The following is a 13565-nucleotide window of genomic DNA, read 5'->3' on the forward strand; positions in this document are numbered from 1 at the left end:
GATGTGGACTATCGGTGGGATACGATTAAATTCACGCTTGTTATTAGGGACGGCACACTACCCCTCGCCTCAATTAATGAGTGACGCAGTGAAAGCCGCTGAAGTGGAAATAATTACCGTTTCTCTACGACGACAACTATTTCTGCAGAAAAAAAATTATTTTTGGGATTTGCTGCGGTCTTTGCCTTGTCATCTTTTACCAAATACCTCCGGTTGTTTTTCCGTAAAAGAAGCCGTAAATACAGCACGAGCGGCTCGAGAGTTATTCAATACTCATTGGATTAAGCTCGAAATCATCGGCGATGAATATACCTTACAACCTAATCCTTTTGAGTTAGTCAACGCAGCGGCTATCCTAGTTAAAGAAGGGTTTGAAGTATTTCCATATTGTACGGAGGATCTGATTTTATGCCAGCGATTGGTTGATGCGGGTTGTCGCATATTAATGCCATGGGCAGCTCCAATTGGGAGCGGACGCGGTTTAATGAATCCCTATGCATTGCAGCTTTTGCGCGAACGGTTTCCTGAAAACATTTTAATTATTGATGCTGGACTTGGGAGACCTTCGCATGCGGCTCAAGTAATGGAAATGGGTTTTGATGCGGTATTATCAAACTCAGCCGTGGCGTTAGGGATGAACCCCGTTGTTATGGCCGCTGGGTTTTCAAAAGCGGTTGAAGGGGGGCGTTTGGGCTATGAGGGGGGAATGATTAAAGCGCGCAATCTTGCCAAAGCAACGACCCCGCTAATAGGAAAACCTTTTTTGATCGAGAAACCATGAATCAAAAATCGATTATTTGGTCAATTGGCGGTTCGGACTGTTCCGGCGGCGCAGGCTGTCAGGCGGACATATTGACGTGTCGTGATTTTAATGTGCACGCGGCAAGTATTATTACGATAATAACCGCACAAAACGCCGATCAAGTTTTAAAAATAAACTATTGTGATTCCGATTTGATCCAGAAACAAATTCAAGCTCTTAAAGAAACGCTTCCTCCAACAGTGATTAAATTAGGATTATTAGGAAGAAAAGAAATCGTTACCGATGTTGCTTCCTATCTCGAAAATTACAGCGGCAGGGTTGTCTGTGATCCCGTTTTAAGTTCAACATCCGGCGTATTATTGCATACGTCAGATTATCTAGATTCGTTAAAGAAAATCATTTTTCCTCATGTAGATTTATTAACCCCGAATATTCCTGAAGCTGAAATTTTAATCCAAAATAAAATTCATACGTTTTCCGATATAATTTCTGCAGCGCGTCAATTATTAAAATGGGGAGTCAGTGCCGTGTTATTAAAAGGCGGTCACTTAATTGGTTCAAGGGCGTGTGATTTTTTCACGGATGGTAAGAGTGAATTTTGGTTAGAGCATAAAAAAATACCCAAAACACGTGTACGTGGGACGGGTTGCTCGTTAAGCTCAGCAATTAGTAGTGCGGTAGCTTTAGGCTATTCACTAAAAGACGCAATAGTAGTAGCAAAAATGTATGTTCAGCAGGGAATTCGTCGAAATTTTAAAGTCAATACTCAGGAATTAATGGGGCGTCAGGGATTTCCACAGCAGTCGATAGACCTTCCGTGGGTAACAAAAAATGCTAGTTTTAAAAGAAAAAGCTTCCCTCTTTGTAACTCATTCGGTTTTTATCCGATTGTTGACAGCGTTGAATGGGTGGAGCGATTGTTATCGTACGGCGTTCGAACCATTCAATTACGAATCAAAAACACTTCCCCTCAAAAAATTAAAAAAGCGGTAATAGAGAGTGTGGCCTTAGCACGTCGTTACCAGGCAAAATTGTTTATCAATGATTATTGGAAACTAGCCATGGAGGCTGGTGCTTATGGTGTTCATTTAGGACAAGAAGATTTAGAAACCGCTGACCTTTCCGCCATTCGGGCGGCGAATTTGCGGTTAGGCATTAGCACGCATACGTTGTATGAACTTTCACGGGCGCATGCGATCCAACCTTCTTACGTGGCTTTTGGACCGATTTATGAAACTTATTCTAAGCCAATGCCTTATTCTCCGCGCGGTTTGGAGTGGCTGCGTTATTGGTGTGAAATTTCCCCTTATCCCGTAGTGGCTATTGGCGGTATTAATTTGAATCGATTGAAGGGCGTTTTAAATGCAGGTGCGGTGAGTGTAGTGGTTATTTCAGCCGTGACAAAAAGCAAAACGCCGCAGAAGACAGTAAGGGCATTTTTAAATCGATGTAGGCACTAGTTTCACCCCTCAATGGAATGCTCATAAGCGCAGAGAGTTGAAGATTTGATTAACTTGTTGGAGGATCTTATCGGTTTTTCCTTTATGGGGAGTTTATGAAAAATAAATTAATGATGATGGTTTTTAGCTTCACACCGATGGTGATGTTAGCGGAACCCCTTTAAACCTCAATTCCTTAAAGGAAGAAATCATTCACTACCATGAGTCGGGGAATACGATGTTGATATTTCTAAAGTCACTCATCTCGCTAAACGCTATCTTGAGGGTCGAATTCGTGAAAATCAGCATGCTTTGCATCGGAAAAAACTGGCTATGGTTTTGGATATCGATGAAAGGTATTTATCTAAATTACAGCGATGTTAAAGTGTTAGATTCCGGCAGCACGTTTTTGCAGCAAGATTTAGCCGAAGCCGACGGAGATGATCCCGCGATTACACCCACATTGAATTTGTATCGTTAGGCCATTTAATAGGGAGTGGCTGTTTTTTTCATTACGGGACGTCAGGAAAAATACCGCACAGCGACGATAAAAAATCTGAAAACAGCGGGATATTCTCATTGGGCTCACCTTTATATGAAGCCGAACGATTAGCATTTGAATTTAGCCGCTCCTTATAAAATTTCAGAACGAAAAGCGATTGCAAAAGAAGGCTACGATATTGTTTTGAATATGGGCGATCAATACAGCGATCTTAAAGGCGGTTACAGCGAACACAGTTATAAATTACCTAATTTGATGTATTAATTACATTCCCTTAGGCGAATCGAGAGCTCTTAATGGCGGAAATGCCGCTGGTGGGTGAACAGCATTGCCATCCCCGCTTCGTTCGCGGCCTTAATAACTTCTTCATCGCGTTTTGAACCACCGGGTTGAATCACAGCGGTTATACCTGCTTTCGCTGCGATTTCGATACTATCGCTGAAAGGGAAAAAAGCATCCGAGGCCATGACGGCGTCTGTTAACCATAATCCAGCTTCTTCTGCTTTCAAGGTAGCGATTTTAGCCGCGAAAACTCGACTTGTTTGACCGCTGCCAATTCCTAGTGTGGCATGGTCTTTCGCATAAACGATAGCGTTTGATTTTGCGTACTTTACGATTTGCTGGGCAAAATAGAGATCTTGCCGTTCTTTTGCTGTGGGCTGACGGTTGGTGACCACGGTGAAAGTTTCGTCGGAAAATTTCGCCGCATCAGTCTCTTGGCATAAAAGGCCGCCGGTGATGGAGTGAAAGGTATACGTAATTTGGGAACTATCGAATGGCTGCCCACGTAATACACGCAAATTCGGTTTGGCTTCCAGTAGACAGAGCGTTTCCGCTGGGAAATCGGGGGCGATAACGACCTCTACGAACTGTTGAGAGAGAATTTTTTCCGCTGTTACTGCCCCCAAAGGGGCATTAAAAGCTACAATACCGCCAAAAGCGGAAAGCGGATCAGTGGCATAAGCTTTTTCATAAGCCGCTAACTGGGTTTGTGCCCTTGCCGCTCCGGCAGGCGTAGCGTGTTTGACAATGACACAGGCGGGTTGAGACGGAGGGCCTTCATAAACGCACCGATAAGCGCAATCACTGTCTAAGAGATTGTTAAATGATAAAGGTTTACCTTGTAATAATTGCGCTTCCGCTAAACTGTGTGATAAGGGGGAATCAATACTATAAAGGGCGGCAGCTTGATGAGGATTTTCGCCATATCGTAGGTCAATCTTTTTCTTAAAGATTGATGGAAGCCGTGCGGGAAGAGTCGTTGCTCCTTCTTTTCCAGCGAGATAGGCGGCGATGTGAGCATCGTAATACGAAAGGTATTCAAATGTTTTTTGGGCCAACCGTTTGCGGGTAGATAACATGGTGGACCCGTACTGAGTCTGTATTTCCTCTAAAATTCGTGAATAGTCTTCTGGATCAACAACCACGGTAACAGCGGCGAAATTCTTGGCAGCCGCTCGCAGCATACTGGGGCCACCAACGTCAATTTGCTCCACAGCCTTTTCCAGCGAGCAGTTCAACGCGTTTACGGTTTGCACAAAGGGGTAAAGGTTTACAACTAGTAAGTCGATAGGTTTGATGGCATGCTGATTAATCGTTTTCTCGTCGATACCCCGTCGGGCCAACAACCCCGCGTGTATCTTAGGATGCAAAGTTTTGACTCGCCCATCCATAATCTCAGGAAAGCCGGTATAAGTAGAAACATCAATCACGGGGAGCTGATGTTGCTTAAGCAACTCAGCCGTACCCCCCGTAGCTATTATCTCAACGCCGCAATTTACTAATTGTGATACGAATTCAGTAAGGCCGATTTTATCTGAGGTGCTGATGAGCGCACGCTCAATCGGCCTTCCGGTGTCACCGACGCGACTCATCAATTTGATAAATAGCAAGTTTTTTGCGCAAGGTTCCTCGACTAAGGCCTAAGATTTTAGCGGCTTTACTTTGATTATTTTTCGTGTAGCGCATAACCACTCTTAACAACGGCACTTCCATCTCCGCCAAAACCATGCTGTAAAGATTAACGGGGTCTTCGCCATCGAGGCGTGTAAAATAGCTTTGCAGCGATTGTTGTACGCTGCACGCGAACGATTCGCCGGTTTCAACCGGCTTAATAACTTCAGGTTCTTGAATCAATGTGTCAGCTTCCATAATTGCACTTCCTTCCAAGGTTATATTCCCAGGTGGTTTAGCGTTTAGTTCATTGCCTGTGAAAAAATATTCCCCATTAAGCTATGAGTTGCTCATTATAACATCGGAATTTCCAAGCTCAAGAGGGGGAACCAAATTAATTAACAAATTTTTCACCAGTAGATTTTGAGATACTCGGAAAGTGGGGCTTGAAGCTTTTTGCCTATCAAGCCTATAATGTCAACTTTCATTCGAGATCGCGGAGCTGAAGATGAGTAACCAGAAACCACGAACAGTCTACCTGAAAGATTATCGCCCTTCTGATTTTTTGATAGATACGGTTCATCTGTATTTTGATCTTTATGAAGAAGAAACCCACGTTAAAACTATTTTAAACTTGCAACGTAATCCCGAAGGGAACGCGACGGCTCCCTTGACGTTAACCGGCGAAGCCATGACCTTGAAAAAGGTGACTCTGGATGGACAGACATTAGCTTTATCGGATTACACGCTCGATGCTTCGTCGCTAACGATTCCCAATGTCCCGAATCAATTTACTTTAGAAACCGAAGTGGTGATCAAGCCCCAGGAAAATACCCAATTAATAGGTCTGTATAAATCTCGTGGAAATTTTTGCACCCAATGTGAACCCCATGGATTTCGGCGGATCACTTATTTTTTGGATCGGCCCGATGTAATGGCGCGATACACTACTACGATTACTGCTGATAAAAATAAGAATCCTTTTCTGTTATCGAATGGAAATTTAATTGAAACGAAAAGTTTAAGCGATAACCGTCATTGGGCGCATTGGGAAGATCCGTCAAAAAAACCCTGCTATTTATTTGCGTTAGTGGGGGGGGATTTTGATTTATTGGAAGACACCTTTGTGACTCAATCGGGTAGAGAAATCGCCTTGCAATTGTATTTAGAAAAAGGCTTTAAAGATCAGGGACCTTTTTCTTTAGCGGCGTTAAAGAAGGCGATGCGTTGGGATGAGAAGCGGTTTGGCCGCGAGTACGATTTGGATATTTATATGATTGTTGCGGTTAGCGACTTCAATATGGGGGCGATGGAAAACAAAGGACTTAATATTTTTAATACTAAATATATTTTAGCTAATCCTAAGTCTGCAACGGATGATAATTACGTTGCAATAGAAAGCGTCATTGGACATGAATATTTTCACAATTGGTCCGGTAATCGCGTAACTTGCCGCGATTGGTTTCAAATTACCTTAAAGGAAGGTCTCACTGTATTTCGTGAGCAATTATTTACAGAAGATAGCACCTCAAAAGGCGTAGCTCGAATAGGTACGGTAAACATATTGCGAAATTCGCAATTTCCGGAGGATGGGGGGGCCATGGCGCATCCTATTCGTCCGCGTTCTTATATTGAAGTTAATAATTTTTATACCACAACCGTTTACAATAAAGGTTCTGAGGTCATCAGAATGGTGCAAACTTTGTTAGGGGAAGCGCTTTTTCGCAAAGCGATGGACCTTTATTTTTCGCGTCATGATGGCCAAGCGGTGACAACGGAGGATTTTATTCAAGCGATGGAAGACGCTTCCGGAAAAAATCTTGAACAATTTAAGCGCTGGTATGATCAAGCTGGCACGCCAGTGTTGGATGTCAACAGCGAATACAATGAGAACGAAAAAACCCTAACGTTGCTCGTTAAACAATCCTGTCCGCCAACACCCGGGCAGTTGGAGAAATTACCTTTTCACTTGCCATTGACATTGGGTTTTGTTGGTCCGGAATGTCGGGATATGCCAACCAAATTAGCGGGAGAAAAAAAAGCTATTCCGGGAACGCGAGTGCTTGAAATTAAGGACGCTGAAACAGAATTTAAATTCGTTAATGTGAATCATAAACCTACGTTATCACTATTACGGGGTTTTTCAGCGCCGGTTCGGCTAAATTATCCTTACACCGATGAAGAATTGGTGTGGTTATTTCAATGTGATAGCGATCCTTTTGCTCGCTACGAAGCGGGCCAAATCTTGGTCCAGCGATTAATATTTAAGTTAATCGACGATTCTTATCAGGGGGAACCTTTAAAAATTGATGAGCGTTTTATAGATGCTCACCGTAAAATTATCGCAGGCCCGCATCGAGATCATTGGTATGAAGCTGCCTTGCTACAATTACCCAATATCAATTATTTAATGCAATTGATGAAAAAAATGGACATTGAGGCGCTGCATACGATTCGTCAATTTGTGAAAAAATCCCTTTCGAACGCCCTGGTTGATGATTTGAAAATCCAATACGAACATCATCAACTGCCGTTGTATGAATACAATCCAGCGGATATTGGAAAACGTAAATTAAAAAATATTTGTTTAGCTTATCTGACAGAATCGGATGATACACAATTCCGTCAAGTGGCTTATCAACAATTTAAAAAGAACGATAATATGACAGACGCCATTGGCGCTTTGTCTGCTTTGTTGAACCACGATTGCAAGGAACGTCATCAGGCGTTGGATGAATTCTATCAACAATGGAAAGATCAACCATTGGTCGTCAACAAATGGTTGATGTTGCATGCTTCATCGACTTTACCACCCACATTGGAAACCGTAAGAAAATTAACAAAACACCCAGCATTCGATCTTAAAAATCCAAATAACGTTTATTCGTTGCTGGGTACTTTTGGTGCGAATGCTGTGTGCTTCCACGAAGGCAGTGGAGAAGGTTATCGTTTAATTGCCGATTATGTGTTAGCAATTGACCCTGCCAATCCTCAAGTCGCCGCTCGTGTTCTGCAACCCTTAACCCGCTGGCAAATGATGGATAAAAAACGGCAAGAATTAATGAAAGCCGAACTTAACCGCATTGCAAAAGCTGAGCGTTTGTCGTCGGATGTTTACGAGATTGTGACAAAGAGTCTCTTGTAGTAAAAGTGGTTGATTTTTTTGCTTGTTCACCCAGTCAATTAAAAAACCCTATAATAAACTATCAAGCTCTTTATTTATAATAGCGGCCATTAATCCGACGAGGAAAATATGGCAGTTGTCTATCAATCAAAAGACACGGCATGGAAAGAAGTCTTAGAATCGTATTTCAAAGAGTTTATAGCGTTGTGCTTGCCAGATTTAGATAAGCTGATCGATTGGAAACAACCTTATGAAAGCTTAGACAAAGAATTTTTAGCGATTACCAAAGAAGGTTTCACCGGGAAACGGATTTTAGGTAAATTATTTCGAGTGCATTTTAAATCCGGACAAGAGCAATGCGTGCTTATTCATTTGGAAATCCACGGTCAGGTGGAAGCCCAATTTCCGCGGCGGGTGTTGGTGTGTGGGTATCGAATTTACGATAAATAGCAAAGCCCGTGGTGAGTTATGCGATTTTAACGGATCAAAACCCGAAGTGGCCGCCCGGATCATCACGAAATTGCGTTAGCAGGCTCGCGCCTGCGGATCGATTTTCGGGTAGTGAAACTACTCGATTATGCAAAAAGTGAGCTCGAGTTGGAGCATTCGACGAATCTATTTGCGAGCGTGATTTTAAGTTACCTAGTCGCCACTAAAGTCAAGGACGCGTCGGAGGCGATTCGCTTGCAAACGAAGCTTTCGTTAACCAAGCGCTTGTACCGCAAGGACTATACGAAAGCGCAAATCATCCGGCTGTGTATTTTTATTGATTGGTTGATTCACTTACCTAACGCATTTGAGATAGAATATCGAGAAACGGTTTATCAGTGCGAGCCAAAATAACATGGCACATATCAGTTCAATCGAGCGTTTTGGGGTTCAAAAGGGCTTGTAGCAAGGACGACAAGAAGACGAATTATCGGCAAAAGCTTGAAAAAGCCGATGTCGAAGCGTTCTTGAAAGGGGGTGAACCGGCTTATTGATGTTAGCTCTTTGGAAGAGGTATTTCACGATTAAGGACATTATCTGAAATCCACTAAAAAGAAGAGGTTATTCATTCAAATGGCGCAAATAATATTATTAACTCTTAACAAGGCCTCATCAGCAAAATATCGCGTTCCGTTGTTTGGATCCGGCAGGGGCGCAACAGCTATTTTACCATTTTGATAAGCGATCATTTTTCCGGTTAATCCTTTTTTAGTGCTTGAACGGCCTGTGCCCCCATCAGAGAAGCAAGCACGCGATCTTTTACTGTCGAGGTTCCGCCGCGTTGGGTGTGGCCGAGGACGCAGACGCGGTATTCGATGCCGGTTTTTTCTTTTATTTGTTTGGCGACTTCAAAACTGTGGCCGGGTTGGTTGGCTTCGGCAGCGACAATAATGGAGACTGATTTTTTGCCGTGTTGTTTTTTAATTGTTTGCGTCAATGTATCAATATCGATGGGAAATTCAGGCGGCGCAATGATTTCTGCACCGTCAGCGATGCCGACATTCACCGTGATAAAACCGGAAGACCGCCCCATGACCTCAATTAAAAAATTTCGCTCGTGGCTGAATGCAGTATCGTGAATTTTATCGATAGCTTGCGCCGTTGCCGCCGAGAACGATCATGGCATCGATTTGCAATTTTTTTAAAAGATCGCGCGCCTTGTTGCGGACTTCTTTGAAACGAAAATCTTTGAAACGTCCCGTTTTTAAAATCGTACCGCCCCGCTGGATGCAATTGGCAACCGCACGTGAATTGAGTGGAACGAAATGCCCGTTAACTAAACCAGCAAAACCGCCTGTGGCACCGTAAACTTCAAATTGATAATGGAGCGCTGTTCGCACAACAGCACGGATTGCAGCATTCATGCCAGGTGCATCACCCCCAGAAGTAAGCACTACTAGTTTTTTTATTTTGCTCACGTTGGCTCCTACTTGTATCGATTATCTTTTTTCAGCATTCTGTGATGCCTTTTTCAATAAAAAAATCTAATTCGCTATCGGCGCAGGTGCATAGACGTCAACTTAAGGGGGCGAGGTAAAGAGGGAATATCAAGTAGTTGAAAAAATGTCCGTCGTCCGTGCGTAGGCCGTCTACGACAGATAAAGAATCGAGGGCTTTCACAGCGAAGACATGGGAAGCCAAGCTAAAACGCTAAGAAAAGCGCTATTGGTGTTTTTTAGCCCCCTAATCTGGATTCTCCCGACTCGGTTGTGAAGATTTTGTATTCTTCAATATTACAGCAGATGCCCCATTACAGCAGATGCCCCCGCGGGAGGACGACGGGTTTTAAGTTTTTTAGAAAGTAGCCGTATGAAGCGAAATACGCTAGAATAATAATTTCCGTATTTCGCTTCGCTTCATACGAGCTATGGCTAAGGGGATATTTTCGCTTTGATACCAGTATATCGGCGTGACACTTTATATTCACTCAATCTATCGTAGTAACCTTAACAAGAATCAATGTTCTTCATGAAGTTGCTGAGGGGAAATTGGTTTTTATTTATTCTAATGAACTAACGGCTTTAAGGAGGAGTAATGTTAACAGGGAGGCAAAAAGTGATCATTTCGGTCTTAAGCTCTCAGCTTCAATCCAACAGCAGTAAGGAATTGAAAAAAGAGGACTCTACGTACGTTAGGGAGTTGCGTCATTTACTTCCTCAGTGTTGGAAATGGCCTTGGAAACAGCTTTGGAAACGGTTTTCTTATAACTAGGATCCTCCCTATAATCAGACAGGTATTCCCACAGATTGGCTTCCTTCTAACTTTCCCGATAGGAAAAAAATTCTTTGGAGATCAATGACAAAAGTAAAGAGGTAATACATCTATGGTATGGTTTTTGTTAGGGGGAATTTGTAATGCCGGATGCCAAGCAAAAGATTTTTTTAAAATCTATGCGAATCAGTTAAGGCCTAATGCGCTCTTAAACTGGCCATTGAACGAGATACGGCAGTTCGTGCGTATTTTTGAAATAGTTTTTTCCTCCGGGGCGTTTAGTGTACAAGCCGTTACGCCGTTGCTGCTCACAGCAAAAGAAAAAGCTATGACCGCTGAGAGCATTATTCGTCGCCTGAATGCATTGCAGAAACTAAGAACTCATTTCCAACACCAATATAATTGGGGCAACGATTGGTTGCCTTTATTGTTGATCCCTGAGGAGCAATTTTTAAGGATTCAAAAATGGTTGCAGCAGAATACTGACCTCATGCAAGCGATGAAGCTTGTGAGCCTTGACGGTTTGAGAAATAATACCCTTAATGCTGATTTTATCCGTTCCTTAACGTCGTTAAACGAACAGCAACTATAATATTTAACTCCATTTTTGGAACTTGTTCATACCATCAAATGCAATGTTAGTCGCCGGTGGCTCTGGGTTTCCGAGAGATATTTAGGAAAACGTTTGCAGAAAAAGATAGGATTTCTTATTTTATTAATTTATATAAGGCATTTCCCAAGGAAAATGTAGAGTTTTTTTCACGCAAACGGCTTTTAAACAGGGGCTATATAATCCTAATTTAATTTAGATCGTATTGCGCTATATCCACTTCCACAAGGAAGAGGGTCTCAGATTCCATTTCCAAACTCGCTCCTGTTTGACGCTATTGCTCGTTTGATACAATCGCCTCATCTGAGACAGGGCATCACACCGGTGTTTTTCGACAGAGTCGTTAAATCTGCGCTTAAACTAAGAAATTTTAATTCGAAGAAGTGTAAGAAATACTTAAATTCCGATTTAAATGGGCATATCTTGTTCACTATTCTCGATAGATATAATAGGTTTGGTGAGAGATTATGCTGACTGCCCATCTGCCTTCCCTGAAATTATTACTCCTTTAGAAGGGATTATGAAAATTGTGAGTGAAAATCATGTCTCCGTTGTAGGGCAACTTATTGTGGACATTATGGAGAAGCTTACGTTTATGGTAGACCCCGCAGAAACCCCCCGCAGAAACCATACGTTTGTGCCATGCCTTAGCGGCTTATATTAAGCAAAGGTTGGAGTCCAATCTCTCAGCAAAAATAAGAGCACTCCAAGTTTATTGTGATAGTTTCTATTCTGATATTTGCCGGAGCTTTAAGGATGTAGAAGCCGGCGCGAAATATGTGATTCTTTTGGAAGAACTGCGGCGAGAAGAAAAGCTCTCGCAAGAAGTGGGGGCGGCAGTTGACGAAAGATTGGCAGATATCTTGGGAGTGTCAGTATGCGGAAGTGATCTTTAATCAAATCACTCAATTAGCAGAAGAGCAGAATTTAATAAATTCGGATGTTGTCGAAACTATCCTAAACAACAACGAGAACAAATTGGGCGCAGCGATGCAACTGAGGATATGATTATCGTTCAATCAACCAGCATTCGAGCTTTTCTTGTTGGGCTGATGTTGGTTTGGGATCAAGGTTATTGTCGAATAGCTCTTTTTGCAATAGTTTCAAAAGCAAATTTGCCACCCAGCATATTAGCATTTAGAGAGTCTTTTCAAGCTTGATAACGTTTTTCTTTTGTTATTTTTAATTTATCGTTTTCGATTATTGTAGTAGCAATAAGCAAGCCGCGGGCTAGGGTGTCGATGCCACTAATATGTGTGTAGAATAGATCTTCTAAGTCAAGGCTTTGGCGTCGTGGTTTTGCATCAAAATTAAATCCACCGCTGCTGAAACCGTCGTACTTTAAAATCAGGTAAAAAACTAATACTGTTTCTTGAAGATCAATCGGGAACTAATCGGTGTCTCAACTCAATTGCGGATCGTCGCGGTTGGCGTCAACGCTGTCGAAATGTTGTTAGCGCAAGCGTAGGCAATTTCATGAGCAAAACTATGGCCCGCTAATGTCGCGTGGTTGGCTTCGATATTGACTTTAAATTCTTTTTCTAATCCGTACCTTTGTAAAAAGGCATACACATTTGTCACATCAAAATCGTATTGGTGTTTAGTTGGCTCACAAGGTTTAGGTTCAATTAATAAAAGGCTGTTAAAGCCAATTTTATGTTTATAATCGACTAATAAACTTAGAAATCGGTCGGATTGATCGAGCTTTTTTTAAGGTCCGTATTTAACAACGTTTCATGACCTTCGCGACCGCCCCATAAGACATAATTTTTTCCGTTCAGTTGCTGTGTAATATCAAGAGCCGTTTTTACTTGCGCCACCGCGTGGGCAAAGACATCCGGATCGTAATTAGTAGCAGCGACTGCGGATAGGGCGGATGGGAAAATAAATTGGCTGTCCCCCATAATAATTGAACGCCCCTACGTTCCATTTCTTTGGCAATGAGCTCAGCAATTTTTTTAAAATTTTTAATCGTTTCTTTGAGAGAATCATCTTCGGTTGAAACGTCGCGATCATGAAAAGTAAAAAAAGTAGGCCAAATTTTTCAAAAAATTCAAAAGCGGGAAGAACGCGTTGTTTCACGCATTTCATTGGTTTCCATTCTCGGTTAAGAACGCCAGCGCCAAAATTATCATTGCATTCTTAACAAAAGCTGTGCCAAAAACAAACCGCCATACGCAAATGTTCTTCCAGCGATTTTCCAAGTACGATCCGTTGAGGGTCGTAGTAATGAAAGTTTAAGGGATTTTCCGAGTCCGGACCTTCGTATGCAATTTTATCGATATTTTCAAAGTATTTTTTCGTGATAGTTTCCATATATCCAATGTCAACCATCCGTGTGGTTATCGGATTGAAATATAGTATAACTCAATTAAAACTTGGTGCGATCGGCGGACCGATCAACTGTGTTGGGATGCCCAACCCCATGAACCCGATACCAATGGTTCGCGCCTCCACACGCTTCTATCAACCACACAAGCCACCTTAAGGCCTTGCCACAGTGGGCACATATTGAGCGCCTAACCCCTCTCGTG

10 protein-coding genes and 6 pseudogenes are annotated in these 13565 nt (G+C 42.4%); 9 read left to right on the forward strand and 7 right to left on the reverse strand.

Annotated features, from left to right (window positions below):
- Position 1 precedes the first annotated feature (1 nt).
- From OWO34_RS01465 to OWO34_RS01475, 3 genes and pseudogenes are all read left to right on the forward strand, one after another.
- Positions 2–781: a thiazole synthase gene (locus OWO34_RS01465; RefSeq protein WP_267256308.1), complete on the forward strand. Its 780-nt coding sequence runs from the start codon at positions 2–4 to the stop codon at positions 779–781.
- Entirely contained in the window at positions 778–2223 is a 1446-nt protein-coding gene (thiE, locus tag OWO34_RS01470) for a thiamine phosphate synthase (protein WP_267256309.1), read from the forward strand. The genes OWO34_RS01465 and thiE overlap by 4 nt, the downstream gene beginning before the upstream one ends.
- A gap of 95 nt (positions 2224–2318) precedes the next feature.
- Positions 2319–2968: pseudogene (locus OWO34_RS01475) on the forward strand (HAD family acid phosphatase).
- A 29-nt stretch (positions 2969–2997) separates the two neighbouring features.
- Here the strand turns inward: OWO34_RS01475 and purH are convergent.
- Both purH and OWO34_RS01485 read right to left on the reverse strand, forming a co-directional pair.
- A complete protein-coding gene (gene purH / locus OWO34_RS01480) occupies positions 2998–4581 on the reverse strand; it encodes a bifunctional phosphoribosylaminoimidazolecarboxamide formyltransferase/IMP cyclohydrolase (RefSeq protein ID WP_267256317.1) in 1584 nt (527 codons plus the stop codon).
- Positions 4562–4873 (reverse strand): helix-turn-helix domain-containing protein, encoded by a 312-nt coding sequence (locus OWO34_RS01485; RefSeq protein ID WP_267256310.1) that lies wholly within the window; start codon positions 4871–4873, stop codon positions 4562–4564. Before OWO34_RS01485 ends, purH begins: the two co-directional genes overlap by 20 nt.
- 232 nt (positions 4874–5105) lie before the next feature.
- Here OWO34_RS01485 and pepN point away from each other — a divergent pair, with 232 nt between their 5' ends.
- From pepN to OWO34_RS09680, 3 genes and pseudogenes are all read left to right on the forward strand, one after another.
- Positions 5106–7742: an aminopeptidase N gene (gene pepN / locus OWO34_RS01490; protein ID WP_267256311.1), complete on the forward strand. Its 2637-nt coding sequence runs from the start codon at positions 5106–5108 to the stop codon at positions 7740–7742.
- 108 nt (positions 7743–7850) lie between these two features.
- Positions 7851–7961 (forward strand): annotated as a pseudogene (locus tag OWO34_RS01495) (hypothetical protein); the annotation flags it as partial.
- Between the two features lie 519 nt (positions 7962–8480).
- Positions 8481–8620, forward strand: a pseudogene (locus OWO34_RS09680) (hypothetical protein); the annotation flags it as partial.
- 159 nt (positions 8621–8779) lie between these two features.
- Here OWO34_RS09680 and OWO34_RS01505 read toward each other — a convergent pair.
- A pseudogene (locus tag OWO34_RS01505) lies at positions 8780–9646 on the reverse strand (6-phosphofructokinase).
- Between OWO34_RS01505 and OWO34_RS01510 the strand changes: the two are divergent.
- The 3 genes and pseudogenes from OWO34_RS01510 to OWO34_RS09465 all read left to right on the forward strand — a co-directional run.
- Positions 9630–9695, forward strand: a pseudogene (locus tag OWO34_RS01510) (hypothetical protein); the annotation flags it as partial. The pseudogenes OWO34_RS01505 and OWO34_RS01510 sit on opposite strands and share 17 nt — an antisense overlap.
- Before the next feature lie 838 nt (positions 9696–10533).
- Positions 10534–11013, forward strand: a complete 480-nt coding sequence (locus tag OWO34_RS01515) for a hypothetical protein (RefSeq protein ID WP_267256313.1) — start codon at positions 10534–10536, stop codon at positions 11011–11013.
- 858 nt (positions 11014–11871) lie between these two features.
- Complete coding sequence (locus OWO34_RS09465) at positions 11872–12039, forward strand: hypothetical protein (RefSeq protein WP_323808252.1); 168 nt, start codon at positions 11872–11874, stop codon at positions 12037–12039.
- Positions 12040–12438: 399 nt separating this feature from the next.
- Here OWO34_RS09465 and OWO34_RS09685 read toward each other — a convergent pair whose 3' ends face one another.
- The 4 genes and pseudogenes from OWO34_RS09685 to OWO34_RS09700 all read right to left on the reverse strand — a co-directional run.
- Positions 12439–12612, reverse strand: coding sequence for a hypothetical protein (locus OWO34_RS09685; RefSeq protein WP_407647510.1), 174 nt, complete (start codon positions 12610–12612; stop codon positions 12439–12441).
- A gap of 98 nt (positions 12613–12710) precedes the next feature.
- Complete coding sequence (locus tag OWO34_RS09690) at positions 12711–12935, reverse strand: hypothetical protein (RefSeq protein ID WP_407647511.1); 225 nt, start codon at positions 12933–12935, stop codon at positions 12711–12713.
- A gap of 238 nt (positions 12936–13173) precedes the next feature.
- Complete coding sequence (locus tag OWO34_RS09695) at positions 13174–13347, reverse strand: hypothetical protein (RefSeq protein WP_407647512.1); 174 nt, start codon at positions 13345–13347, stop codon at positions 13174–13176.
- 75 nt (positions 13348–13422) lie between these two features.
- A pseudogene (locus tag OWO34_RS09700) lies at positions 13423–13565 on the reverse strand (hypothetical protein); the annotation flags it as partial.

The organism is Coxiella endosymbiont of Ornithodoros maritimus (genome assembly GCF_907164965.1).
In the GTDB taxonomy this organism is placed as follows: Bacteria; Pseudomonadota; Gammaproteobacteria; order Coxiellales; family Coxiellaceae; genus Coxiella.

Bases quoted from the DNA above. Each gene is read 5' to 3' on its own strand.
- OWO34_RS09690 (WP_407647511.1), bottom strand. From the start codon at position 12,935: ATGGGGGACAGCCAATTTATTTTCCCATCCGCCCTATCCGCAGTCGCT.
- OWO34_RS01515 (WP_267256313.1), top strand. From the start codon at position 10,534: ATGGTATGGTTTTTGTTAGGGGGAATTTGTAATGCCGGATGCCAAGCA.
- OWO34_RS09695 (WP_407647512.1), bottom strand. From the start codon at position 13,347: ATGGAAACTATCACGAAAAAATACTTTGAAAATATCGATAAAATTGCA.
- OWO34_RS01465 (WP_267256308.1), top strand. From the start codon at position 2: ATGTGGACTATCGGTGGGATACGATTAAATTCACGCTTGTTATTAGGG.
- pepN (WP_267256311.1), top strand. From the start codon at position 5,106: ATGAGTAACCAGAAACCACGAACAGTCTACCTGAAAGATTATCGCCCT.
- thiE (WP_267256309.1), top strand. From the start codon at position 778: ATGAATCAAAAATCGATTATTTGGTCAATTGGCGGTTCGGACTGTTCC.